The organism is Kitasatospora acidiphila (assembly GCF_006636205.1).
Classification (GTDB): Bacteria; Actinomycetota; Actinomycetes; order Streptomycetales; family Streptomycetaceae; genus Kitasatospora; species Kitasatospora acidiphila.
Map to the genome: position 1 here is coordinate 4,020,490 of NZ_VIGB01000003.1, position 22,583 is coordinate 4,043,072.

General features: G+C 62.2%; 28 protein-coding genes, 1 tRNA gene, 1 other RNA gene and 1 pseudogene. 10 read left to right on the forward strand and 21 right to left on the reverse strand.

Translation table 11 applies throughout. From position 1 onward, the window contains the following. Positions 1–42: 42 nt before the first annotated feature. Positions 43–1,230 (reverse strand): zinc-dependent metalloprotease, encoded by a 1,188-nt coding sequence (locus E6W39_RS18785; protein ID WP_141634504.1) that lies wholly within the window; start codon positions 1,228–1,230, stop codon positions 43–45. A 59-nt stretch (positions 1,231–1,289) separates the two neighbouring features. Further along, positions 1,290–2,705, reverse strand: a complete 1,416-nt coding sequence (dacB, locus tag E6W39_RS18790; RefSeq protein WP_181799324.1) for a D-alanyl-D-alanine carboxypeptidase/D-alanyl-D-alanine endopeptidase — start codon at positions 2,703–2,705, stop codon at positions 1,290–1,292. A 76-nt stretch (positions 2,706–2,781) separates the two neighbouring features. On the opposite strand from dacB, the gene E6W39_RS18795 reads away from it, so the two are divergent. Next, a complete protein-coding gene (locus tag E6W39_RS18795; RefSeq protein WP_101385192.1) occupies positions 2,782–3,270 on the forward strand; it encodes an inorganic diphosphatase in 489 nt (162 codons plus the stop codon). Between the two features lie 71 nt (positions 3,271–3,341). On the opposite strand, the gene E6W39_RS18800 is transcribed toward E6W39_RS18795, so the two are convergent. Next, entirely contained in the window at positions 3,342–3,845 is a 504-nt protein-coding gene (locus E6W39_RS18800; RefSeq protein ID WP_141634506.1) for an RsiG family protein, read from the reverse strand. Between the two features lie 313 nt (positions 3,846–4,158). Here E6W39_RS18800 and E6W39_RS18805 point away from each other — a divergent pair. Continuing rightward, a pseudogene (locus E6W39_RS18805) lies at positions 4,159–4,428 on the forward strand (D-aminoacyl-tRNA deacylase); the annotation flags it as partial. A gap of 7 nt (positions 4,429–4,435) precedes the next feature. Here E6W39_RS18805 and E6W39_RS18810 read toward each other — a convergent pair. The 18 genes from E6W39_RS18810 to E6W39_RS18880 form a co-directional block, all read right to left on the reverse strand. Further along, complete coding sequence (locus E6W39_RS18810; protein ID WP_141634507.1) at positions 4,436–5,722, reverse strand: tyrosine-type recombinase/integrase; 1,287 nt, start codon at positions 5,720–5,722, stop codon at positions 4,436–4,438. Positions 5,723–5,772: 50 nt separating this feature from the next. Next, positions 5,773–5,949, reverse strand: a complete 177-nt coding sequence (locus tag E6W39_RS18815) for a helix-turn-helix domain-containing protein (protein WP_141634508.1) — start codon at positions 5,947–5,949, stop codon at positions 5,773–5,775. A 15-nt stretch (positions 5,950–5,964) separates the two neighbouring features. Then, positions 5,965–6,330: a DUF6197 family protein gene (locus tag E6W39_RS18820; RefSeq protein WP_141634509.1), complete on the reverse strand. Its 366-nt coding sequence runs from the start codon at positions 6,328–6,330 to the stop codon at positions 5,965–5,967. 2 nt (positions 6,331–6,332) lie between these two features. Next, complete coding sequence (locus E6W39_RS18825) at positions 6,333–6,983, reverse strand: hypothetical protein (RefSeq protein WP_141634510.1); 651 nt, start codon at positions 6,981–6,983, stop codon at positions 6,333–6,335. Beyond that, positions 6,955–7,356, reverse strand: a complete 402-nt coding sequence (locus E6W39_RS18830) for a ParB N-terminal domain-containing protein (RefSeq protein WP_141634511.1) — start codon at positions 7,354–7,356, stop codon at positions 6,955–6,957. Before E6W39_RS18830 ends, E6W39_RS18825 begins: the two co-directional genes overlap by 29 nt. Then, positions 7,353–7,544 (reverse strand): hypothetical protein, encoded by a 192-nt coding sequence (locus E6W39_RS18835; RefSeq protein ID WP_141634512.1) that lies wholly within the window; start codon positions 7,542–7,544, stop codon positions 7,353–7,355. Before E6W39_RS18835 ends, E6W39_RS18830 begins: the two co-directional genes overlap by 4 nt. A gap of 11 nt (positions 7,545–7,555) precedes the next feature. After that, entirely contained in the window at positions 7,556–7,702 is a 147-nt protein-coding gene (locus E6W39_RS39455) for a hypothetical protein (protein WP_181799325.1), read from the reverse strand. Between the two features lie 73 nt (positions 7,703–7,775). After that, positions 7,776–10,658 carry a DNA polymerase III subunit alpha gene (dnaE, locus tag E6W39_RS18840; RefSeq protein WP_141634513.1) on the reverse strand — a complete coding sequence of 961 codons (2,883 nt, stop codon included), beginning with the start codon at positions 10,656–10,658 and terminating at the stop codon, positions 7,776–7,778. Beyond that, a complete protein-coding gene (locus tag E6W39_RS39460) occupies positions 10,655–10,822 on the reverse strand; it encodes a hypothetical protein (RefSeq protein ID WP_181799326.1) in 168 nt (55 codons plus the stop codon). Before E6W39_RS39460 ends, dnaE begins: the two co-directional genes overlap by 4 nt. Further along, the gene (locus E6W39_RS18845) at positions 10,819–11,070 is read right to left on the reverse strand and encodes a PWWP domain-containing protein (RefSeq protein WP_141634514.1); all 252 of its coding nucleotides are present in this window, start codon (positions 11,068–11,070) and stop codon (positions 10,819–10,821) included. Before E6W39_RS18845 ends, E6W39_RS39460 begins: the two co-directional genes overlap by 4 nt. 845 nt (positions 11,071–11,915) lie before the next feature. Next, the gene (locus E6W39_RS18850) at positions 11,916–12,122 is read right to left on the reverse strand and encodes a hypothetical protein (RefSeq protein ID WP_141634515.1); all 207 of its coding nucleotides are present in this window, start codon (positions 12,120–12,122) and stop codon (positions 11,916–11,918) included. 1 nt (position 12,123) lies between these two features. Continuing rightward, positions 12,124–12,309, reverse strand: a complete 186-nt coding sequence (locus E6W39_RS18855; protein ID WP_141634516.1) for a hypothetical protein — start codon at positions 12,307–12,309, stop codon at positions 12,124–12,126. A gap of 1 nt (position 12,310) precedes the next feature. Next, positions 12,311–12,592, reverse strand: a complete 282-nt coding sequence (locus tag E6W39_RS18860; RefSeq protein ID WP_141634517.1) for a hypothetical protein — start codon at positions 12,590–12,592, stop codon at positions 12,311–12,313. Between the two features lie 31 nt (positions 12,593–12,623). Beyond that, on the reverse strand, positions 12,624–12,914 hold the full coding sequence (locus E6W39_RS18865; RefSeq protein ID WP_141634518.1) for a hypothetical protein: 291 nt from the start codon (positions 12,912–12,914) through the stop codon (positions 12,624–12,626). 16 nt (positions 12,915–12,930) lie between these two features. Next, positions 12,931–12,994, reverse strand: an RNA gene (locus E6W39_RS18870) — hammerhead ribozyme type II. After that, the gene (locus E6W39_RS39465) at positions 12,995–13,141 is read right to left on the reverse strand and encodes a hypothetical protein (RefSeq protein WP_181799327.1); all 147 of its coding nucleotides are present in this window, start codon (positions 13,139–13,141) and stop codon (positions 12,995–12,997) included. Between the two features lie 134 nt (positions 13,142–13,275). Further along, on the reverse strand, positions 13,276–13,743 hold the full coding sequence (locus tag E6W39_RS18875; protein WP_141634519.1) for a hypothetical protein: 468 nt from the start codon (positions 13,741–13,743) through the stop codon (positions 13,276–13,278). A gap of 74 nt (positions 13,744–13,817) precedes the next feature. Continuing rightward, complete coding sequence (locus E6W39_RS18880) at positions 13,818–14,087, reverse strand: hypothetical protein (protein ID WP_141634520.1); 270 nt, start codon at positions 14,085–14,087, stop codon at positions 13,818–13,820. A gap of 1,053 nt (positions 14,088–15,140) precedes the next feature. On the opposite strand from E6W39_RS18880, the gene E6W39_RS18885 reads away from it, so the two are divergent. The 8 genes from E6W39_RS18885 (at position 15,141) to E6W39_RS18920 (ending at position 22,577) form a co-directional block, all read left to right on the forward strand. Continuing rightward, positions 15,141–15,212 (forward strand) — tRNA-Ile (locus tag E6W39_RS18885). A 710-nt stretch (positions 15,213–15,922) separates the two neighbouring features. After that, entirely contained in the window at positions 15,923–16,141 is a 219-nt protein-coding gene (locus E6W39_RS18895; RefSeq protein ID WP_220140232.1) for an Acb2/Tad1 domain-containing protein, read from the forward strand. 501 nt (positions 16,142–16,642) lie between these two features. After that, entirely contained in the window at positions 16,643–17,119 is a 477-nt protein-coding gene (locus tag E6W39_RS44535; protein WP_456152133.1) for a phage terminase small subunit, read from the forward strand. Then, entirely contained in the window at positions 17,116–18,720 is a 1,605-nt protein-coding gene (locus tag E6W39_RS18900) for a terminase (RefSeq protein ID WP_141634522.1), read from the forward strand. The genes E6W39_RS44535 and E6W39_RS18900 overlap by 4 nt, the downstream gene beginning before the upstream one ends. Before the next feature lie 9 nt (positions 18,721–18,729). Further along, positions 18,730–20,181, forward strand: coding sequence for a phage portal protein (locus E6W39_RS18905; protein WP_141634523.1), 1,452 nt, complete (start codon positions 18,730–18,732; stop codon positions 20,179–20,181). Positions 20,182–20,327: 146 nt separating this feature from the next. Continuing rightward, the gene (locus E6W39_RS18910; protein WP_141634524.1) at positions 20,328–20,999 is read left to right on the forward strand and encodes a hypothetical protein; all 672 of its coding nucleotides are present in this window, start codon (positions 20,328–20,330) and stop codon (positions 20,997–20,999) included. A 24-nt stretch (positions 21,000–21,023) separates the two neighbouring features. Beyond that, positions 21,024–21,500 (forward strand): hypothetical protein, encoded by a 477-nt coding sequence (locus E6W39_RS18915; RefSeq protein ID WP_141634525.1) that lies wholly within the window; start codon positions 21,024–21,026, stop codon positions 21,498–21,500. A gap of 57 nt (positions 21,501–21,557) precedes the next feature. After that, on the forward strand, positions 21,558–22,577 hold the full coding sequence (locus tag E6W39_RS18920) for a phage major capsid protein (RefSeq protein ID WP_181799328.1): 1,020 nt from the start codon (positions 21,558–21,560) through the stop codon (positions 22,575–22,577). The last annotated feature ends 6 nt before the right edge of the window (positions 22,578–22,583 follow it).

A 22,583-nucleotide genomic window follows, 5' to 3' on the forward strand; every position in this document is an offset into this window, starting at 1 on the left:
CACGGACGGGTGAATGAAGAAACGTATCGGCGCCGGGCCGCTTCACTCGTCCGGGGGCTTCGGTTGGGACTGGCGTCCGACCCGGGCCACCCAGGCCGCCGGGTCCTGGATCTCCTCCCTGGTCGGCAGGGTGTTCGGGGAGGTCCACACCCGGTTGAAGCCGTCCATCCCGATCCGGTCCAGCACCCCGCGCACGAAGACCGCGCCGTCCTGGTACTGGCGCAGCTTGGCGTCCATCCCGAGCAGCTTGCGCAGCATCAGGTCCAGCCGTCCGGCGCCGCGGTCCCGGCGGCGCTGGAACTTCTCCCGGATCTCCCCGACGCTGGGCACCACGGACGGCCCGACGCCGTCCATCACCACGTCGGCGTGCCCCTCCAGCAGCGACATCACCGCGGTCAGCCGGGCCAGGATCTCCCGCTGCCGGGGCGTCTGCACCACCTCCAGCAGGCCGCCCGCGCCACTGGTCGGCCGCTCCCCCGGGGCCAGCGCCTCACGCAGCCGCTCCAGCAGTGCGACCGGCTCGACATCCGTCTCGGCGAGGAACGACTGCACCTCGGACTGCACGTGGTCACGCAGCCAGGGCACCGCGCTGAACTGGGTGCGGTGGGTCTCCTCGTGCAGGCAGACCCAGAGCCGGAAGTCGTGCGGATCGACGTCCAGCTCCCGCTCCACCTGGACGATGTTCGGCGCCACCAGCAGCAGCCGGCCCGGCGCGGCGCCGATCGGCTCCGGGCTGCCGGTCCGGGGCCGGTCGAACAGGCCGGCCGGGCTGTCCGGGGCGACCACCGGGGGCTCCGCGTCGGCGAAGGTCTCGTACTGGCCCAGCACCTTGCCGGAGAGCAGCGCCAGCACCGCGCCCAGCTCCACGGCGGTGACCTTCTCGCCGACCGCGCCGAGCACCGCGCCGCCCGGGGTCTCGGCCCGGCGGGCCGCCAGCCTGCGGGTCAGCGGGCCGATCACGGCCCGGAAACCGGCCACGTTCGCCCGCACCCAGCCGGGGCGGTCCACCACCAGCACCTGGGCCGCGCCCCGGCTCCCGAGCCGCTCGGGGCTCATCCCGGTGTACTCCCGCACCGCGCCCTCGGCGGTCCGGGCGTGCCCGCGCAGCTCGGCCACCACCGCGGCAGCCTCCGCCCGGGTGACCACCGGGCCCGGGCGGGCCAGCCGGGTCGCGGTCGCGACCGCGAGATTCCAGTCGACCATGTCCGCACCGCCGCTCGCGCTCGTCATGCCCTCACGGTACGTGCTGCACCGCCGTGGCGGCAGCGCCGGGAAGCATTCCTACGGATTCAGTGGCAGCCGCAGGCGGCGAGCTTGACGACGATCCGGTCCATCGCGGTGTGGGCGGCGCCCGCGTCGTCGGCGCCCTTGGACATCAGCGCGAAGGCCAGCACCCGTCCGTCCGCGTCCACCACGGTGCCGGCCAGGGTGCTCACGCCGGACAGCGAACCGGTCTTGGCCCGCACGATGCCGGCGCCGTCGGCGGTGCCCTGGTCGGCGGTGTAGCGCGAGCGAAGGGTGCCGGTGAAGCCGGCGATCGGCATGCCGGTGAGCGCCGGGCGCAGCCGCGGGTGGTCCGGCGAGGCGGCCAGCGCCACCAGCTCGGCCAGCGCCGCCGCCGGGATGGTGTTCCTGGAGTTCATGCCACTGCCGTCGAACAGCTGCACGCCCTGGGTCGGCACGCCCAGCTTGGTCAGCTCGGCGAGGGTCGCGGCGCCGGCCCCCTCGTAGCCGGCCGGCTGGTGCGAGGCCAGCGCCACCTGCCGGCCGATCGCCTCGGCCAGCGTGTTGTCGGAGTTGGTCAGGGCCCGCTCGATCAGCCGAACGACGGTCGGCGACTGCACCTGGCCGAGCACGGTGGCGCCGGTCTGGGCCTGCTCCTCCTTGGGCTTGTCGGCCACCTTGACGCCCTGGGTGGCGAGCAGCGCGGTGAACTCGGCGACCGCCTGCCCGGTCGGGTCCTCCACCCGCCCCGGGGCGTCGACGTCGTCGGTGGCGGTGATCCGGCCCTCGTCGACCATCAGCGCCGTCATCGGGCCGAGGTCGGTGCCGTCGTTGAACGGGTGGAACGGCGAGCCGGTGAAGAGCGAGGTGTCGTAGCCGAGGTGAACGGTGGTCAGGCCGGCCGCCTTGAGCGCGGCGGCGGTCTGCCGGGCCAGCTCGGGCATCGACGCCGGGGCCGAGTCGGCGTCGACCGGGGCGCCGCCGATCCTGATCTGGTCCCGGTTCAGGCCGGTCAGCGTCGGGTCGCCGCCGCCGACCAGCACGATCTCGTCCGGGGCGGTGCCCCTGACCACCTTGGTGGTCAGCCGGGTCTGCTGCGGCAGCAGGCTGAGCGCGGCCACCGAGGTGGCCACCTTGGTGGTGGAGGCCGGGGTGGCCGGGGCGGTCTCGTTCCCGCCCAGCAGCAGCTTGCCGGTGCCGGCGTCGACGATCGCGAAGCTCAGCTCGGCCAGCGCCTTGTCGGTGGTGAGGGTGCCGAGCGCGGCCTGCACCCCCGCGGTGGTGGGCGCGCCGTCCGTGCCCTGCTGCACCGCCGGCTGCAGCACCACGGGCGCGGCAGGCGATGCGGACGGTGCGCCGGCGGCCGGGCCGCCGCGCTCGGTTGGCACGGCCGGATGCGCCGGTCCGCCGCCGGCCAGCACCGCCAAGGCGGCCAGCGCCGCGAGCAGCGCCACCGTCCTGCCCCGGTATGTCCCTGCCACAGCCCAACCCCTTTCCACAGCACCCCCCGCTGTAGGAGACACTGGGATTCTGTCAGTCCCTACCTTGGAGGCACCGTTGGAGTTCGACGTCACCATTGAGATCCCGAAGGGCTCCCGCAACAAGTACGAGGTCGACCATGAGACCGGTCGTCTTCGCCTGGACCGGATGCTCTTCACCTCGACCCGTTACCCGGCCGACTACGGCTTCGTCGAGGGCACTCTCGGCGAGGACGGCGACCCGCTGGACGCCCTGGTCATTCTGGACGAGCCGACCTTCCCCGGCTGCCTGATCAAGTGCCGCGCCATCGGCATGTTCAAGATGACCGACGAGGCGGGCGGCGACGACAAGCTGCTCTGCGTCCCGGCCACCGACCCGCGCTGGGAGCACCTGCGGGACATCCACCACGTCTCCGAGTTCGACCGCCTGGAGATCCAGCACTTCTTCGAGGTCTACAAGGACCTGGAGCCGGGCAAGTCGGTCGAGGGCGCCGAGTGGGTCGGCCGCCTGGAGGCGGAGACCGAGATCACCGCGTCGATCAAGCGCCTGGCCGAGCAGGGCCACTGATCCCTGGGCGGGGCCGGCGGGGTGCTGACCGAGCGCCCGGCCGGCCCCGCCGTCGTTCCGCCGGGCGGGTCTCAGTCGACCAGCAGGTCCTCGACCCGGGCCTCGCCCTCCCGGTACCGGCGGGTGATCTCGGCGCTGCACCAGTCGGCGGTGCGCTGCAGCTCGGAGCGGCGCCCGGAGATCTCCCGCTCGCGGGCGGTCAGCCGGTCCAGCGCGGCCAGCAGCTCGGCGCAGGCGTGCGCGGCCAGGTCGGCCAGCTGCACGTCCCCCATCAGGGCGTCCGCCTGCTCCTGGTACTGCTCACCGCGCGGGGTGCCCAGGGTGACGTGCCGGGCCGACTGGCGCACGTGCGAGGGGGCGTCCGCGAGGATCTGCGGCAGCCGGTGCAGCAGCGTCTCGGCTGCCGGGGCCGGCTGCCGGTCCAGGGTGCGGCGGTCCAGCTCGGCCCGCAGGATGTCCACCCGCCCCTGCAGCAGCCGCCGCAGGTAGGACAGATCGGCCTCCTGCTCCAGCGCGTCGGTGCGCAGCGTGCGCAGTTCGGCGAGGCCGAGAGCGGCCAGCTGAGTCGTGTCCATCGAAGCAACCACCTGCCGTCGCGTCCTTCGGTCCCACCCTTGTGCACCGCCCGCCTGCGGGTTGCACGAACGACGGTTCCCAAGGGTTCCCCGCCCCGCCGATGCCACCCGCCCGGGCTAGCCGCACCGGCACGGGCTTCCGAACGGTCCGAACGGCCGTCCGGGCGGCCAGGGCGCGGCCACCCCTCGATCGTGCCATCCCGCGGGCCGCCGCGCGGCGCAGATGCACCCGTACGGCCGCCTGGCGAACGGGTGTCGTTGATATGACCTGGCAGCGACCGCCGACGACCCGGCCTGGTGGACAATGGCCGGCATGCGAGCAGTGGTGCAGCGGGTGAGCGAGGCCGCCGTGACGGTGGCCGGGGAGACGATCGGGGCGATCAGCGGCCCGGGCCTGTGCGTGCTGGTGGGCGTCACCCATGACGACACCCCGGCCCAGGCCGCGCAGCTGGCCCGCAAGCTCTGGTCGCTGCGCCTCTTCGAGGATGGGGGCCCCTCCCGGCCGAAGGCTGGGGGAGGGAGCGAGCTGTCCTGCTCGGACTTCGACGGGCCGCTGCTGGTGATCAGCCAGTTCACCCTCTACTAGCGGATTATGGCATCTGAGCTGCACTAACGCCCCTTTGGCTGGGCAGTGTCAGCACGAAGTCAGCACCCCCAGCCAGTTCGACCGTGAGCGTTGGCTGTTCACCCTGTCCCGCAGTCAGTGCGGCATCGAGCGCAGCGCGGGTCCGTGCGGGGGCGTCGGGCATCAGATGCGCATAGGTCTCCAACACCACGTCAGCAGACGCGTGCCCAAGCCACCTCGCTAGGTCCGTGACCGGTACGCCAGCAGCCAGACACACCGAAGCAAAATAGTGCCTGAACCAGTGCCCCTTGAGCCTGTGGCCTAGCTGGGCCTCTTCGACCGCCGGCCCAAGGATTGCCCTGGACCATGAGGATCGATCCAAGAAGTTGGTCCGAGTGATGTTCGGAAATAGATATTCCTCCGCCCTGAATAGCTCATGGGACTGAATATGCGCCTGAAGCTCCGCAGCCACAAAACTGGGCAGGGGAACCGATCGGGCGAAGTCCTCTCCCTTGTGCTTCAGGTTTCGAACGTGAAGTTTGCTCTTGCCCACTACACGCCGCTCTTCTGGCTTCTGGTCCCTGTCCCGCGCTACTTGCTTACTGATATCCAGTGTTCCGCCAGCGAGATCGATACTGGCTTTGGTTAGGGCAGCAGCCTCCCCAATGCGTAGGCCACACCCGGCCATGACCCACACCAGGGCCTTATATTCCGGCTTGATGTATTCTGCCACTAGTCGAATCTCTTCGATGGTGGGAACCATGATTTTCGACTGAATTTCACGCCGGGCTTTGGCCCGAGAAACACCCTTCGCCCCCTTGAAGGGATTGAAGACGATGTAGCGATTCACGATCGCATAGTTGAATACCGCAGACAGCACGGTGTAGCGGTTGTAGGCCGTTGACGTCTCATACTTCAGCTCTTCGCGCATCCAATCACACCAAGCGTCGACATCTTTCGGAAGGACGGGGCCAATCGTTCTCCCCTTCCAGAAAGGCTCAATGGCGTTACGGAACACGTAGTCATACGACTCGCGCGTGTTATTTTCGCGGTCGCCGCCCTTCGCCCACTCCTTGAAGATTTCCGTTACGAGCTTTCGACCGTTGTTCGGGTCAACGTACGTTTGTTCTTGCTTGTCGGTCTCTACCTTGGCCGCAAAGCTTTTGGCTGCGCGCGTACGGTTGTGAGCGTAGCTCTTCTCACGCTGTCGCCCAGCTCGGCCGCCCGGTTCCCGGTACCTGACCACCCAATTGTGGGAGCATTTGGCCCACTGCTCTTCGGTGTGCTCACACTTCTTGATCACGCTTGCCATGAGATCCCTTCGTGCTGACGTTGTCGGGTCAGCACGAAGCTACTAGAGATCTAGAGTCCGCGTTGCCCTTCTAGCCAAAGTTCCAGCTCAGAGAGCTTGAAGCGCAGATGCTTGCCAACCCTAAAGTAGGGTATGCCCCAATCCTGATAGTTGGTGTAGAAGGTCGACAGGGAGACGGAGAGGAGCGTTGCAGCCTCTTTGGGCGTTAGAAGGACCGGAGTCGCCACGCCTAAAACTCAATTTCAGTCATCAGCGTCGCCTCGAAGACGTGCCGCGGTCTCACGAAGTACGCCGGCCATCTGCTCGGCCGTCGTCTCCGGCTCGTCATTCATGGATTGAACGGCCCCAAAGCCGTAAGACTTCACGGACCTGTTCAGCTCAAGCCACCCGACATTCCAGAGATCACGCCGGCGCGACGCTTCGGCATTCTCATCCCCGAAATTCATAAGCCCGTCTTCATCAAATCGAGCCCCAAGACCAAGAGCGTACGCCCCGAGAGTGCAGTGACATCCGGGAGAGACGAAGAATCGCCCCTTTCCAAAGTGTCCTGACTCCACGATGTAGTCCGCAGCCTTCTCCATGGCCTCAATCATGCCGATGTCGGTCACTTCTATTCCTCCCACAGTCCCTCAGGCCCAATTCGCTCTGACTGGCCAGCGATCTCCCGATCAACCGGCATGATGGCGCCGACAAGGGTCGGCCCAACCTTCACGAGAATCGGTTCATCAGCGGATGCGATGTATAGATCGGCGATAGTCTCGCCAGGACACTTGACCTTTCCGAACCGCGCCATGAGCGCGGGATCGATCAGGAGAGCCCCAGGAATGACCGGAGAGACACGCTCTAGGCGCGTTAGCATCTCGTCCACTCGATCCCAGAGATCGGCCGGCTGACGCTCCCCTGAGGCGTCGCGGAACGGCATCCATGCGCCGTTGTCGTCCTCAACCGACATGCCATCCCGATTGCGGATCTGAATCCGGATATCATCCTTCTTCTTCGCCCGTGCGATCTTGTCGAGTGTCGCCAGATCATCACGGGAGAGATCGATAGCCGCAAGGGCGCCATACGGGAGTTCGGCGAGTCCTGAATAGTCCCTGCCAGCGGTATGAAGGTCCGTGGCCGTGATCTGCAAAATCGGCATGCCAGCCATGCGGCCAACGACGATCTCACAAACCTTCACCGCGCTTCGCGCCGGCATGAATGCCAACGCATTGTGCGTCAGTCGCGCAAGCTCAGGCGCCGCAATCGAGAACTGAGTCATCCGGCCAATCCTCCTCCCAGCCGATGGAACTGTCGTTGGTCCAGGGGATCTCTTCAAGGCCGAGATCGAACGCCGCGGCGATCCGGTGATGGCCGTTGTGAACTTCTCGGCCGTAGATCAGGATTGGCAAGCCGATCCCGTGATGTCGAATCGAGTCCATCAGGTCTGCATAGTGGGAGTCGTCTCGCTTGATCTCCAGAACATCGCGCACCGTAGAAATCCGCGCGTAAGCCCGGGAGCCACAGCACCAAACAGAGTTGCTTGCTACCCTGATCCTCGCAAGCTTTCCGCATCCCGAGCATCGGTCGTAGGCATCGGCATCGCCGGCGCGAAAATCCAGCACTTCCGAGAGTGTGATCATCCCGATCGTCACAGACTCATCTCCATCTGGCGGCAGATACGGATGTTCCGGTAAGCCGCGGCAATCTGCCGTGCGTGATGCGTGGCCTTTCGCGGGTTCTGCTGGAATTCGGACTCCAGCATGAATATCGCCCAGGAGTAGTGCATTTCGCGCTTGAAGCGGTGGATGACCTTGATGACGTCAGAAAGGGAGATGTTCACGGTGTTGCCCTTCAGACGTTGCGGGAGACGGACTTGATGTAACGCGCCTGGCGCCGCTGAAGCGTCTTGTCTCGGTCAGTCCAGCGCCTCTCGGCGGTGCTCTCGGCGCGCTCCGCGCGCCGGAACTTCTTGATGACCTTCTTGGACTGCTCGCTCATGACCGAACTCCCGTCAAGCGTTGCGTTTGAAGTTCAAGGAATGGCGCCCAATCGGGCGCCTTATGTGCTACTTCTAGGCTCTACTGTGAGGCCATGAGGCCCCTGTGTCAAGCGTTGCGTTTGAGGTCAAAAGGGAGAGGCCCGAGCCGAACAGGCCGTACTGCCCATAGGACTCTCGTTTGACCAGGTCAGACACAATGGCTGACAGGCTCTCGTACTGTCGACTCAGGTCGACACGTCGCCCAAGGGAGTCAAGCGCGCCAGCCGTCAGGAGCGCGTCTATCACGCGCTTGTTCAGAGTCCCGGCGCCAACCCGAGCCAACAGGTCAACCAGGGACGAGAAGGGGCCGCGAGCGTCCCTCTCGGCCACGATCTGACCCGCGGCCATCCCCACACCCTTGATGGCGCCTAGGCCATGAAGGATCGTTCCCTGAGCCGGCGTGTAGTCAGCCATGGAGACGTTGATGTGCGGTGATCGCACTTGGATGCCCATCCTCTGACACTCCGCCAGATAGGCCGGAGTCTGATCCTGATCCGGAGACTTACCGGCTTCCGCGGTCAACACCGCGGCCATGTACTCGGCCGGATAATGCGCCTTCAGGTATGCGGTCCAGTATGAGATCAGGCCGTAGGCTGCTGAATGTGCCTTATTGAACGCGTAGTCAGCAAACGGGACCAGGACATCCCAGAGGGTTCGAATGGCGTCCTCCGAGTAGCCATTCTGTCTCATGCCATCGGAAAACGGCTCGAACTCCGCATCAAGGACTTCCTTCTTCTTCTTGCCCATGGCCTTGCGAAGTAGGTCCGCCTTGCCAACAGAGTAGCCGGCGACGACTTGAGCAGCCTTCGTCACTTGCTCCTGGTAGACGATCACACCGTAGGTATCACGGAGAATCGGATCGAGCGCCGCGGACAACTCAGGATGGATCGGCTCTATCGGTTCGCGATGATTCTTGCGATCAGCGTAGGAATAATGCGCCTTGACCCCCATAGGTCCCGGACGATAGAGAGCCAGGACTGCCGAGATGTCGGCGAACTTATCGGGCCGCATCCGTTGGAGAAGTTTCCGCATGGGGCCTGAATCAAGCTGGAATACCCCGAGTGTCTGCCCACTGGCGAGTAGGGAAAAAGTACGACCATCATCCAGTGGTAGTCGCAACAAGTCTACGTCCGTTCCATGATTTCGCTTCACCTCCCTCAGGCAATCGTCAATGATGCTGAGATTGCTCAGCCCCAAGAAATCCATCTTCAGAAGCCCGAGAGCTTCGCAGGTGGGATAGTCGAATTGCGTGATCGTGCCGCCATCCTTGTTGGTCCACAGCGGCACATGATCGATCAAGGGCTCTGCCGAGATGATGACGCCAGCAGCGTGCACGCCGGCCTGACGGACTAGGCCTTCGATGCCCCGGGCAGCGTCGACCACGGTTCGAGCGTCCGCGTCACGCTGATACATGGCGCGGACTTTGCCGGCATCCCGATATCGTTCGTGCTCAGGATTGAAGATGCAGTCCAGAGATGCATCCTTACCCATGATGGGTGCAGGATACGCCTTGCTGATAGCGTCACCAGTCTCATACCCGTATCCGAGAACGCGAGCACTGTCCTTGATCGAGGCCTTCGCCTTGATAACACCAAAGGTCGCAATCTGCGCGACGCGCTCTGATCCCCATCTTCTCGCCACGTACTCAATTACCTCTCCTCTCCGTCGGTCGTCGAAGTCAATATCGATATCCGGCATGCTAACGCGCTCCGGATTGAGAAAGCGCTCAAACATCAGGTCATGCTCGATCGGATCGAGATCCGTGATGCTCAGAGCATAGGAAACAAGAGATCCAGCAGCGCTTCCGCGCCCCGGCCCGACGCGTATGCTATGGCGCTTAGCCCATCCAATAAAGTCCGCCACCACCAGGAAATATGAGACGAAGCCCATCGAAGAGATGACTGACAGCTCATACTCTGCCCTCTCGATCCGATCCCGCGGGATACCGCGTGGATAGCGTCGCTGAAGGCCCCTGAAGACCTCCGTGCGGAGCCACAGCTCTTCAGACCATCCTTCGGCCACTGGCCACCGCGGTAGGAGATCCTGAGACTCGAAGGACACATTGCATCGTTCTGCGATCCTCAGAGTGTTGTCACATGCTTCCGGCAACTCAGCCCAGAGTCGACGCATCTCCTGTGGACTCCGCAACCAATAACCGGACCCACTGAACTTGAATCGGTCCGGCTGGTCGATCGTGGCCTGAGTCCCGATGCACAGCAGCAGATCGTGGGCTGGCGCCTGGTCAGCCATGACGTAGTGGCTGTCATTGGTCGCCAGCAGAGGGAGACTCAGTTCCCGCGACAGCCTGAGGAGATCGTCCCTGACGCGCCCCTCGATCTCTATCCCGTGGTCCATCAGCTCTACGAACAGGTTCCCGGGCCCAAGGATGTCTTGCAGCCGGCCAGCGGCTGCCCGCGCTTCGTCGTACTGGCCGAGACGAAGTCGAGTCTGAACCTCGCCACCAGGACAGCCGGTCGTGCCGATGATGCCCTGAGAGTGCTCCGCCAGGATCTCCAGATCAATCCGTGGCTTGTAGTAGAGGCCTTCGGCGTAACTTCGGGACGAGAGCCGAAAGAGATTGTGCATGCCCTCAGTTGACTCTGCCAGCAGCGTCATATGGGTATATGCACCGCGGCCTGAAACATCGTCATCCCGCTGGCTCGGGTCCCCCCAACGGACTGGAGATCGCTCAAGGCGACTTCCAGGAGCCACATAGGCTTCAAGGCCAATGATCGGCTTGACGCCGTGCTTTTGCCCTTCCTGCCAGAAGGCGTAGGCGCCATGCAAGTTTCCATGGTCCGTCATGGCCAGGGCAGGCATACCCATCTCGGCTGCGGAACGAAAGAGCGGCCCCAACCGGGCCGCCCCATCGAGCATCGAGAACATTGTGTGGTTGTGGAGATGAATGAAGGTCATTCGTCGTCCGAGTCAGAGGAATCCTGATATTCCTCCGGCGTCATCAGACCTGCATAGTCCTGCATGGTCTGAAGAGCGGCCCAGCGCGGGTCATCAACGCCCCATCCTGCCGCAACCTTCTGAATCGCTTCCACGAACTGTCGAGTAGTCGGACGCTCCTTCACTGCTCATCCTTCCACTGTGCGCCAATGGCGTTCAGGAATGCCGTCATAGCCTGCTCGGCATGCTCCTTGGCTGCATCAATGGTTTCGAATCCCAGAATGCCACCAGGGACCATATTGGACTTGGGCAACAAGCGCCACGGCCGCGAATCATCGTACTTGTCGCTCAGGTTGATCTCGAAGAACTCAAATCGTCCGAGACTTCCGCAGTAGCCGCCGTATTTCTGTGCATCCCACTTAATGCGCTGCACGCTTACTCCTGGAGATGTGTTCCGGATCGGGTATTGAATCGCGCAACCCATCGTCGCGCTAGCTTCTCGTCCCTGACGGACGAGACCATCTCGATCCCGTCGCTCGTGACGATGGTGATGCTGATCTGGCCAGCCCTCTGCCAGCCTCGCTGGACCAGGGCTCGGCCCAAGGTGCCCCGCGGGGCACTGACCGAGACGGATGCCTGAGCGCCTGTCAGCCGGCCGCTCACGCGGCCTACAGAGACCCTGTCAGCCCGAAGACCGACACGGATCCCAAGCTTCTTAGCATCCGCCTGCAAGACCTGATCACTGACGAAGTCTCTGAAGCCCATGGCTCCCCCTTTGGTAAGCGGTAGGGGAGCCTAGACCTCATGACCGACGGCTGTCAGCCCTTCCAGAACTGACGAGCCGAACAAAGTCGGCACGTCCGAGCGATGCGGTTTCCGATGGTGCGCCAATCGGACCAACTATGATTTCGACAGATCACTTCTTCTCCTTGATGACCCATTCGCCTTCAGGGACTAGCGGGAGCTAGTCCCCTTAGCAACCCACTTGACATCGTGGGTTGTGATCCGGTGCTGACAGCAGCAGGAATCAGGCGACTCACACCGATTATGGCGCTTCGGCTTCTTCCTGTCTGCTGCTTCGCGACATTGACGGCAGATCACGCGAGAGGCCTAGCCGCGGTCGAGATCGCGAACGCTTCGTCTTCATGCGCGAAGACCTGACATCCGTCAACGCGTCCAACCGGAATCATCGGTCCGTCACGACCATCACAGACGATGCAGCTGAATCCGTCTTTCTGGGCGTCGTTCAGATCTGCGGGGATGACATACTCGGGCATATCAGTTGCTCCAAGCCTTCTCGTAGCCGAAGATCTTCGCGATTCGGTCAGCTTCGCGCTGCATGATCTCGCGCAGCTCTTCTCGCTCAGCGTCCGTCAGCTCAATGACTTCGTCTTTCGGCTCCCAGTAGCCCAGAACGTTCGCGATGCCGTGCATTAGGGCGTCCTGAGCCATCGTCTTCAGCTCAGTACGCGTCTTCTTCGGCATCTCAGCTCTCCTCAGTGAAGTCGATGAACCAGACGCGGTCCTCGCCCATCGGGTCAACGGTCGTGACCTTGAGCCGGAAGCCTGACGTAGTTGTTGCCGGATCCACTCGTTCGACGGACTTGATTTCGTCGTTGTTGCTGTTGGTCAGAGCCTTGAAGATCTCGGACCGCAGGGACAGGAGATTCACGTCAGTTCTCCTCAGAGATGCCGCACTTCTTGCGCCACCAGGCGCGTGCGGTCGGGGTGCTGGCATGCTTAGCCATGTAAAGCCAGTTTTCAGGGATCTCGATCGTCTCACCCTGAGGGCAGTACTGGGTGACTTTCCCGGGAATCGCCGCGGCCAACAGTGCCGCTGGCAGTCGCTCGTGCTCTCCGACACCACTGATCTTCAGGTTGCAGTCACAGCCATAGTGGACGACTCCACGGGCAACGGCGCCGCGGATGATCTGGGCACGGTAGCGCTTGGACATGATGTCTCCCTCAACATCGATTGGCGGAGGATCAGGCGCGCTTGATGGTCTTCTTGTGGTGCGTGGTGGTGTGGTGCTTCGACGTCTTGTGATGAGTCGTCTTGTGGCTGCCAGTCTTGTGTTGCCAAGAGGCCTGAGAGGCACTGGGATCGCTCGAACCGCTGTCAGTCGAGCACGATGCAGCCGGAGCCGGCTGCGAGTGCTGTTGAGCGCCGTACGGCGCCTTGATGGCCGCGATGACAAAGAGAATCACGATGCCAGCGACCAGGATCGTGGCGATTCGGATCAGACCCTTGACGACGATCGAGCGGTTCCCGGACATTCGACTCTCCCCTTTGTCTGGTCTGCCTCATCAGGCCCGGTAGACCAATCCCGGACGACGCCCCGAAGGGCGTTTCGGCTCTAGCGCTTCTCTTCGGCCATCAGGCGAGTGATCTCGTTCGAGAGGATCACGACAACTCGCGCAAGGGTCTCGTTCTCCGGATCCTTCTCAACCGCGGCCATGAACTCCGCAAGCTTGTTCTTCGCGATCTCAAGGTCATTGTTCATGGCGTCTCCCGAGTGAGTTCCGGTCGTTCTCAGGACCGATGCGATCGGTCCCTCGCGCCTACCGACTCTGCCGGTTGGCTTCCTTCTGGGGAAGAGCCTAGGGCCGAAGCCCTAGGCCTGTCAAGCGTTGCGTTTCAGGCCGCAAGACCACACTTCTTGCGCCACCAGGCGCGAGCCGTCTCGGTGGCTGCATTCTCGGCCATGTAGAGCCAGTTGGACGGGATCTCAGTCGTACGCGGGGTCTCCGGCTTGGCAATCTCCGCAGAGGGCTTAACGGGCTCTTCCGTGGCCTTCTCGGCGCCCTTAGGCTCGGTCTCGATAACCTCCGGAGCCTCGATGGTCTCCTCGGCCTCAATCATCGCCAGAGCGGCCTTCTCGCAGCGCGTGCAGAGCTTCCGGCCGCCCGGGATGCGAGCGTAGTCCAGAGCCTCACGAGCGGTCTTGAAGGACGGACCCTCAGCAAGGTTGCCGCGGGTAAGGCTGCCACAGGCATTCTGGGCGTAGTAAGAGACACGGTCACCCTTGTCAATGCCACCGCCAGCGGTGCGGATGTTCAGACCGGCAATGTGGTTGGTGGTCCGGTTGTAGTTGATGCTGAACATCTCGCTGGCTCCTTCTCGGTGGGCTGTTGATGTAAACACTAGACCCACCGAGCGAGCTTGTCAAGCGTTGCGTTTCAGTCGATCACGCGAGGCGCCCAGCGCCATTCTTCGTCAATCTCAAGCTTGACCTTGCCGGTCAGACCAAAGCGCTTCACGGCAGCCTTGACCGCGGCCAAACGCGTTCGGAAGCCTGTGATGCAGAATGGCACGTCGCTGTCGCTGTAGTCGCTATCTACGAAGTACCCATCCTCATCTCGTCCGACGCGGGCCTGGTGCTCTCCCTCGACTAGGAGAATCCCACTGTTGGGCGTCTGCATGTCGAGCCTGGCACGAATGACGGTCATTTCGACTCCCGCATAAGTTCTGGCCGCTTCAGCTGAGGAAGAGTCTAGGGCCGAAGCCCTAGACTGTCAAGCGTTGCGTTTCAGCTCGCGTCGAATGTCTTCCAATTGCTAAAGGGGTCTATTCTGCAGCGTTCCATCAGCACCCAAGGACCGGCGCTAGGATCGAGCGCGTAGGCAGACAAGTAGTCCGGGACCTGATCCTCTCGAAGCCGAATTCCGTTTTCGGTCGAGTAATGGTCAATCCGCGACTGATAGTAGATCCCGTGAGCGTTGTAGCCGGTGTGATTCCGGGACCGAATCTTGACGGAGAATCCAGTTGCGTGGGCCAGCGAATCCGCAATAAGTCCGCGCTCTGCGGCCATATCCACGATGCTCCTAATGCTGGACACTTCGGGCTCCTTTGCTTGGCGTCTGGCTCATGGCTGAGGATTGCCGTGTGGTCGTTCAAGCGTTGCGCTTGACCTCAAGCATGAACTAGGGCTCGAAGCTTGTCAAGCGTTGCGCTTGAAGGCGCAACGATGCAGGTCAGATGGCGTAGGCCAAACCGTTACCTAGTCGGATGTCCTCTCTGGGACCGATGGACAGCCATACATGGGTTGAGAGCACCACTCAGGCGCGTCTCTCGCGCGCCTGTTAACTAATTATCTAATATATAAAGAGAAAGACGAGACCTTTGAAGGTCTCGTCGGAGAAAGATATTAGATATCAAGCAACTGCCTTCAAGGGCAGTTGCTAATGAATGAATTGAATAATCCGCGCGAGAGCGCGCACGAGGTTTCCGGTCACCGGTTTTGAGTCTCCCGAGTGAAGTGCTCCCACTCGGTATCTGGAAGATTCCTGGTGACCGGAATTTCTATCCACCCCCGGTTTTTGAGACCGGGGGTTTCTGATGGTGCTGGTAGCGGAGAAATTGTTCCGTGCCAGACATTGAATACTGGCCAATGTGCTACGGCACATTGGCCTTCAATCACCCGCCCTTGCGGGGCGATATAGCGGCTTCCTGGAGGCAACGGGAATTAAAGGTGGCTGACGCCAAAGCCATCACCGCACAATGGCCCATAGCTCAATTGGTAGAGCATCGGCCTCATAAGCCGAAAGATGTGAGTTCGAATCTCACTGGTCCCACAATATAAGGGGTTCATATATATGGGCTCTCATTGGCAGGGCAGTAATCGCAGAAGTGAACTACCGAGTGACTGGTCATCTCGTAGGCAAGCCGTGCTTGCAAGGGATGGATATCAGTGCACCTGGATTGAGTCGACTTCACAGCGATGCACTGAGAAAGCAACTGATGTCGATCACATCATTCCGGGCGGCTCTCATGAGCCCGCCAATCTACGAGCCCTCTGCTCATGGCATCACTCCAGGAAGTCATCCGCGGAAGGTAACGCCGCGCGGCTTCGACTGAGCATGAAGCGGCCAAAGCCGCGGCATCCCGGACTGATCTGAAGTCCTCGCCCTGGTGCTCATCCATCCTTCAAGCCCGGACGGCTCTCTTAGCCGGACGGTTCACCCACTGTGATAACTGGGATGGTCCTGGCACTCAGAACTATGGGGGGGTAGCCCCCTGACCAGCTTCTTTTTCCTCGGGACGAACCTGCGGCCCGGAGGGTGTACGGGTCTGGGGACTTTGAGCTACGAGGGGGTTACACGATGTCTGACCAGGCGATTGATGATCTAGACGCGCTCTGCGAAGCGCTCGATCGAGTCGAATCCAGGGCCGATCTGAGCAAGGTCATCGAGTCCTGGTCTCCGCCGTCCCAGTCGACCAGGCGCATCGGATGGGAGTTCATCTACGACGCCCGACGGGCGCTAGCAGACCACGAGGAGAAGCCGTGACCTACGAAGAGCTGAACCGCCGCTTCGACCATCATCCGCCGAAGGATGCTCTGACCATCGATCAGCACCAGGACGTACGAGCCGGCTGCAAGCTCCTTGCAGCCCTGGTCGATGAGGTCTGTCCGGAGGGACGTGAGAAGGCTCTTGCCCTGACGAAGATCGAAGAAGCGATGTTCTGGGCCAATGCCTCGATTGCCCGTGATGGCTCCAAGTGATCTCTTGGTTCATCACTGAGTGGCCTCAGGTCTATCCGAACCTCATCGCATCAGCGATCAGCTCGTCACTGCTCTTCGCATGGCATCATCGCCGGCTCCGCCGGCTTCTGGCGGAGCATCACGATCGACTGATGGCCGCTGGCGCGGCCGGATCGGACGAAGCCAGCGAGTAAGAGGCGCCAAGGGTTGCTACGGCTGGGGCCGAACGAGATCGAGAAGTAGAAAAGCCGCCCCTTATGGGACGGCTCTCTAACCCCCGCAGTAGCGGGGAGCAATCGTGCACACGCATCATCCAAGGGACAACCCCGCGTTTGCGGGGAGGAACCCGACGAGGCTCCAACAGCTATCGACGGGCCAACCCCGCAGATGCGGGGGGCAAAATCAAGCGTCCCAGGATGTATGAGTCACCTCCGCCGAAGTGGAGCTGACGTCTCTGACTATGGCACAGCCGCGGGGCGGCTGTCATCCGAACACGCCTACGAGACAAGGGAGGTAGATGCCATGGCTGGTCGTGGTCCAGCTCCGAAGCCGGCAGACAAGCGCCACAGGCGCAACGCGTCGACCGACGCTGCCTCCCTCTCCTCTGACGGAACGCTTCGCGGGAGTCCGCTCCCGCGGTCGGGTTGGGTGATGCGATCCGATGGCGAGTCGCTGGATCTGCCTTGGCCTGAGGCCACGAAGACATGGTGGCTCAACTGGCGTCGCTCACCTCAGGCGAAGGCCTTCACTGCCTCAGACTGGGATGTGCTCCTGGAGACTGCCGTTCTCCACGCCCGATTTTGGACGGGTGATCACAGCGTCGCCTCTGAACTCAGGCTCCGCGTAGCCAAGTTCGGGGCGACGATCGAGGATCGCGCGCGTCTGAAGATGGAGATCGAGCACCAGGACCAAGACGACGCTCCCGCGTCGACCGAGACTCCTTCTGGCGTCCCTGACCTGACTGACTACCGCCGCCGCTATGCGGCCGGCTCGGAGTGACTGAGAAGCTCAAGCCGCTTCCTCCCACACAGACTCTCGGGTATCGGATTCTCGACTGGTGCCGTGCGAATCTGATTCAGCCCGATGGCGAGCATCAAGGCGAGCCATTCACCTTCACCGATGAGCAAGCGGCTTTTGTCACGCATTTTTATGGCGTCGATGACGCCGGACGATTCACCTTCCGACGGGCCGTCCTCTCTCGCCCAAAGGGATGGGGAAAGTCTCCTCTCTTGGCCGCGCTCTGTTGCGCGGAACTACTCGGGCCAGTCGTTTACGCCGGGCGAGATGCTTCAGGCGAGCCGATAGGCCGGCCTCAGCCGTCTCCCTTGGTTCAGCTCGCAGCAGTCTCCGAAGACCAGACGGCTAACACCTACGATCTCGTCAAGGAGATGCTGACCGGTCCTGCTGAACGGAATCATCCGGGCTTGGACGTCGGCCTCACGCGCGTCTACAGCGCGACTGGCAAGCTCGTTCAGGTCACCAGCAACTCGAAGAGTCGCGAAGGCCAGCGAACGACTTTTGCCGTTCTAGACGAAACCCATTTGTGGAACCCTTCCAACGGTGGGGACAGGCTTGCAGCTGTCATCCGACGCAATCTCGCGAAGATGGACGGTCGGTCTGTCGAGACGACAAATGCCTTCGTCCCTGGCGAAGAATCCGTTGCCGAGAGATCCGCTGAAGCGGCCCAGAAAGCGCGAGAGGGACGGCTACGGCGTGATGGCCTGCTCTACGACCATGTAGAACCCCCATTCGAGGTAGACAAAACGAATGAGCGGAGCATCCGCGACGCGCTCTCTTTCGTCTACGGCGACGCGCGAGCGTGGATCAATTTCGATCGCATCATTGATGAGATCTGGGATCCCGCCACGGATCCTCAGGACAGCGATCGCTTCTACTTCAACATGATTACGCATGCTACCGATAGCTGGATATCTCAGCCGGAATGGTTGGTTTGCCAGGATCACGAGAAGATGATTGAGCCCGGAGAGGTTATAACCCTCGGGTTTGATGGCTCGCGCAAGCGTGTTCGCGGCGTAACCGACGCTACCGCCCTCATTGGCTGTCGAGTCTCTGATGGTCACCTCTTTCAGTTGGCCGTTTGGGAACAGCCCGAAGGCCCCGCCGGGGAAGGCTGGGAAGTTCCGATCATCGAGGTTCTTGCGGCCGTTGACGATGCCTTCGATCAGTATTCTGTGGTCGGCTTTTTCGCCGACCCCGCGAAATGGGAAGGCCACGTCAACACTTGGGAGGCCCGATACGGGCCCCGGCTGACAGTGAAAGCATCCGCCAATCACCCCATCGAATGGTGGATGACTGGTGGCCGAGCCAGCCTCACCGTGAGAGCCCTTGAGATCTTGCATAACGCGATCGTCGATCAGGAGATGACCCACGATGGCTCATTCGCTTTGACGCGACACGTCCTCAACGCCCGTAGGCGTGTTGGTCGATCCGGAATCACGATCGCCAAGGACCATCCGTCTTCCCCGAGGAAGATTGACGGCGCCATTGCCGCAACGCTGGCGTTTAAGGCCAGGATGGACGCTCTTGCGTCCGGCGTGACCGAAGTCAAGAAGAAATCCCGCAAGCTCTACCGATTCTAAGGGGGTCGAGTGCTCAACGACGCTAACACTCCGAATTCCCCTGGCTGGTGGCTCTTGCGTCTCGGAACCACGCTTGCTGCGGATACCGATCGGTTGGAAACACTTCAGCAGTACGACTCCGGGAAGCATCCGTTGCCGACAGGCAACCGGAAAATGCGGGAGACCTATCATCGCCTTCAAAAGATGTCCCGGAGCAACTACACAGGGCTCATTGCTGAGGCGGTCCGAGAGCGTCTTTCCGTCCTGGGATTCAGGACTGGTTCCGCTGGCAGCCAGAGCACTGACGAGGAAGCCTGGCGCATCTGGCAGGCAAACTCCCTCGATGCCGATTGCGGCATCGTCCATCATCAGGCCGGCGCACTTGGTCGGGCCTACGTGATCGTCGGTCCGAATCCCCAGGATCCGACCACGCCGATCATCACACCGGAGTCGCCGCTAAGCGTGATCCATGAGTCTGATCCGATTCGAAGCAGAGTTCTCCTAGCTGCCATGAAGACATGGCTTGACTCGATCTCTGGCCGACAGCTTGCCATCGTGTATCTGCCCGATCGCATCTGTTACTTCCGGGCAGTCAAGGAAGGGCAGTCGGGCACGGCTTGGCAGGCTACCGCATGGGAGCCGGATCCAGACAAGTCTGAGGCTCCAAATCCTCTTGGCGAAGTGCCAGTCATTCCTTTCGTTAACCGGCGGCAGCGCAATCTGATGGGCATGGGCGAATTCGAGGATGTCACGGACATCCAAGATCGAATCAATGTCACCGTGCTCGATCGTCTCGTCACTCAGGCAATGCAGGCCTATCGGCAACGGTGGATTAAGGGCGTCGAAGTTGAGGACGAGAACGGAAATCCTCAGCGCCCATTTGATCCGGGCGCTGATCTCCTGTGGATCGTGCCGGACGCCGATGCATCATTCGGCGACTTCCAGGCGACCGACCTAAAGCCGATTCTATCGGCCTGCTCGGCTGACATCCGAGACATTGCGGCTATCAGTCGCACCCCTCCCCACTATCTGTTGGCGGACATTGCAAATGTGTCTGGAGACGCCCTGGCAGCCGCTGAAAGCGGCCTAACGTCAAAGGTCAAAGACAGGGCAATCGAATTCGGCGAGTGCTGGGAACGGGTCATTCGTTTGGCCGGCCAGTACATCGGCTCTGAGATCGGGACTGACTCAGTCATCGTCTGGGCCGATCCTGAGCGGCACACACTTGCTGAGCTTGCAGACGCTGCCGTGAAATGGGAGGCCGCTGGCGTTCCCTTCAGGGAACGGATGGCGCTTCTGGGCTTCACTCCGAGCGAGATCGACCGCATGGAAGCTGAGCGCATGAAGGATGCGCTAATGGCATCTCTCAGCTCTCCCATGGGAGTTGATCCGGGCGCCGCCCCGGCCGCCACGACTTTGCCCCTGACGGATCCTGGCGCTTCGGCGCCCCAGACTCCGCCGGCTCCGCCGGCCGTGAAGTGAGTGCCGCAGTCCTTGCCGCACGAGCAGCTGTCGCCGCACGAGCGGTGAGAACCAGGACCACGCAGACCGCACAGACGCTGTGGTCCTCTCTCCCTGACTACTCGGATGACGGCCTGGCCGTGTGGCTCGGTCAGATCGTCCCCCTGATGACTGCTGCCCAGCAGACGACAGCCGCTCTGACTGACGTCTACCTCTCGCAAGCGCTATCCGAGATGAGCGGTTCTCCGGTTACACCGGTTGGGATCCCTGCCGAAATGGTGACGGGATCCGCTCTCCGAAATGGAGTGACACCGGATGTCGAGTACACCAGACCAATCAAAGAAGTCTGGTATCAGCTCTCGGAAGGTAGGGCGCCGGTCGACGCACAGGCTATCGGCCAACAGCGCGCACTGACGATGATCTCGACTGATCTCCAACTTGCTCGGACTCATGCTTCGCGCATCGTCCTGCAACGGTCTGGTCCGAGTCTCGGAGTTGTCGGCTATCGCCGCGTTGTCGGATCTGGCCGTTCCTGCGAGCTATGCCAGATTGCGGCGACTCAGCGCTATCACATCGCTGACCTGATGCCCATTCACGCGAATTGCTCGTGTGCCGTCGCGCCTATCACCGGATCGAAGGATCCGGGACAGGTCATCGATGCGGCCTATCTGGCTGAAGACGCGAAGGCGTCGGACGTCTCAGGGAAGTTCTCGCCGTACTACGGCGCGCATCTTCTCGAAGTGCGGGAGCACGGCGAGCTAGGGCCCGTTCTTACGGTCCGCGGGCAGGGCTTTCGTGGTCCTGCCGATATTCCACCGGCAGCCGAAACGGCGGCCTGAAACCCGAAACGGGAGAGATAACACATGACTGACCCGAACGTGCCGCAGAACGGCCCTCAGGCCCCTTCTGGGGCCCCTGCCGAGCCGGCCGCGCCGGTGGACTGGCAGAAGGAAGCCGAGAAGTGGAAGGCCCTTTCTCGGCAGAATGAGGATCGCGCTAAGGCTAACGCTGGCGCGGCTGACGAGCTTGCCCAGATCAAGGAAGCTCAGCTGTCCGCCGAGCAGAAGGCCCAGAAGGCCGCGGAGAAGGCTGTAGCAGAGGCGAACAGCGCCAGGGCAGAGCTGGCCCGATATCGCGTGGCAGCCGCTAAAAGCGTGCCTGTAGAGCTTCTCACTGGCACCGACGAAGCGACCCTGAATGCTCAGGCTGACGCCCTTCTCGCGTTCGCCGGTCAGCAGTCTCCCGCCAATTTTCCTGTTCCGGATCTCGGGCAGGGAAACCGCGGCGGCACTCCGCCCCCAGACCCCAATGCGTGGCTTCGCCGAATGGCTGGCCGCTAAGGCTTTGCCCGACTCCCATAGCCCGGAGATCGGGCTTTTTTCATGGGAGGAAACCCCTTGGCTACTAACCCGTTCTCCGGTGGCCAGTATGGCTCCGGTGTCTACCGTAATGCTGGTTCGCCGGCCGGTGGCGAGGCTCTCGTTCCGACTCCGGTCTCTGCGGAGATTATCCAGGAGCTTCCGACGGCTTCGGCCATTCTCCAGCGGGCACGCCCGGTTCGAATGAGCGCGCTGACTCAGCGCCAGCCTGTGCTTAGCGTTCTGCCTCAGGCGTACTTCCTGAATTCTGGCGGTACTCCCGGTGGCGCTGACTTCGCTCTGAAGAGCACGACTCAGCAGCAGTGGAAGAACGTTAACCTTGTTGCCGAAGAGCTGGCCGTCATCGTTCCTATTCCGATGGCCTACCTCGATGATGCTCAGGTCGACATCTGGGCCGAGGTCCGGCCGCGGATTGTCGAGGCTTTCGGTATTGCCATTGACGCCGCGTGTCTTTTCGGCGTGAACAGGCCGACTACTTGGAGCACGGACATCTACACCGCCGCTACCGCGGCCGGTAACACCGTGACTCCCCAGACCATGACGGGCGCCAATGAGGCAGATCTCGGCGTGGCCGTTACCCAGATGGGCGCCTCGCTCGTGAAGCAGGGCTTTTCTATCAATGGCTTCGTCACGGCCCCCGGCTTTGGTTGGACTCTCGCCGGCTACCGCTCTCCTCAGGGTCTGCCGATTTATCAGCCGAACCCGGACAACACTCCTGGCGGCCGCCTTTACGGATTTGACACTGCCGAGGCCCTGAACGGCGCATTCGATCCGACTAAGGCATCTCTGATTGCTGGGAACTGGGGCAACGCGATTGTTGGTCTACGCCAGGACATCACCTTCACCATGCACACCGATGGTGTCATTCAGGATGCTTCTGGGGCCATCGTTCTGAACCTCATGCAGGAGGATTCGGTAGCGCTTCGGTGCGTCATGCGGCTCGGTTTCGCGACTGCTAACCCGGTTACTGCTCTTGGGCAGAAGAAGGGCACCTACTACCCCTTCAGCGTGATGACTTCGGTCCCCCAGCTGACCTGATTCTAG

Bases quoted from the DNA above. Each gene is read 5' to 3' on its own strand.
- E6W39_RS18785 (WP_141634504.1), bottom strand. From the start codon at position 1,230: ATGACGAGCGCGAGCGGCGGTGCGGACATGGTCGACTGGAATCTCGCG.
- E6W39_RS18800 (WP_141634506.1), bottom strand. From the start codon at position 3,845: ATGGACACGACTCAGCTGGCCGCTCTCGGCCTCGCCGAACTGCGCACG.
- E6W39_RS18810 (WP_141634507.1), bottom strand. From the start codon at position 5,722: ATGGCAAGCGTGATCAAGAAGTGTGAGCACACCGAAGAGCAGTGGGCC.
- E6W39_RS18825 (WP_141634510.1), bottom strand. From the start codon at position 6,983: ATGACTCAGTTCTCGATTGCGGCGCCTGAGCTTGCGCGACTGACGCAC.
- E6W39_RS39455 (WP_181799325.1), bottom strand. From the start codon at position 7,702: ATGAGCGAGCAGTCCAAGAAGGTCATCAAGAAGTTCCGGCGCGCGGAG.
- dnaE (WP_141634513.1), bottom strand. From the start codon at position 10,658: ATGACCTTCATTCATCTCCACAACCACACAATGTTCTCGATGCTCGAT.
- E6W39_RS18850 (WP_141634515.1), bottom strand. From the start codon at position 12,122: ATGCCGAAGAAGACGCGTACTGAGCTGAAGACGATGGCTCAGGACGCC.
- E6W39_RS18860 (WP_141634517.1), bottom strand. From the start codon at position 12,592: ATGTCCAAGCGCTACCGTGCCCAGATCATCCGCGGCGCCGTTGCCCGT.
- E6W39_RS18865 (WP_141634518.1), bottom strand. From the start codon at position 12,914: ATGTCCGGGAACCGCTCGATCGTCGTCAAGGGTCTGATCCGAATCGCC.
- E6W39_RS39465 (WP_181799327.1), bottom strand. From the start codon at position 13,141: ATGAACAATGACCTTGAGATCGCGAAGAACAAGCTTGCGGAGTTCATG.
- E6W39_RS18875 (WP_141634519.1), bottom strand. From the start codon at position 13,743: ATGTTCAGCATCAACTACAACCGGACCACCAACCACATTGCCGGTCTG.
- E6W39_RS18880 (WP_141634520.1), bottom strand. From the start codon at position 14,087: ATGACCGTCATTCGTGCCAGGCTCGACATGCAGACGCCCAACAGTGGG.
- E6W39_RS44535 (WP_456152133.1), top strand. From the start codon at position 16,643: ATGGCTGGTCGTGGTCCAGCTCCGAAGCCGGCAGACAAGCGCCACAGG.
- E6W39_RS18910 (WP_141634524.1), top strand. From the start codon at position 20,328: ATGACTGCTGCCCAGCAGACGACAGCCGCTCTGACTGACGTCTACCTC.
- E6W39_RS18915 (WP_141634525.1), top strand. From the start codon at position 21,024: ATGACTGACCCGAACGTGCCGCAGAACGGCCCTCAGGCCCCTTCTGGG.